Source organism: Bacillus sp. 05T31 (assembly GCF_056396725.1).
In genome coordinates this window covers 1-354 of the sequence record NZ_JBFTMA010001529.1, presented here as the reverse complement: position 1 = coordinate 354, position 354 = coordinate 1, and the positions used below count along the sequence as shown (strand labels likewise).

1 protein-coding gene is annotated in these 354 nt (G+C 32.9%); it reads right to left on the bottom strand.

The genetic code is table 11. From position 1 onward, the window contains the following. Positions 1–348 (bottom strand): N-acetylmuramoyl-L-alanine amidase family protein (locus AC1DJR_RS34190; RefSeq protein WP_477004690.1); only part of this gene is annotated, 348 nt, incomplete at its 3' end. Positions 349–354 lie beyond the last annotated feature (6 nt).

Here is a 354-nt window from a genome sequence, read left to right as displayed (position 1 = left end):
ATCTTTAGCTACTTTGACACGTGCTTGTAATTCTTCCTTTTGCTTTGTTTCTGGAAGTAAGCTCGTATCTTTTTCACGTGTCAATATAACTTTCGCATCCGTTCTTTCTTCTAATTCTTTCTTTATATTTTGTGCTACTTTTAAATTAAGATCTTTTTCAATCGTTCCAAATTTCTTTCCTTTCGTYCCTCTATCTCCTCCACCATGCCCCGGATCAATTACAATTGTTTTTCCTCTTAATCGTAAATCCTCTTGTGATATATTTTTATGCCCCTTAGCATGTATGAAACTAACGCCTGTGCCCATTATTAATATAATAAATAAAAGCAATGTCACTCTTTTTTTCATTTTAAC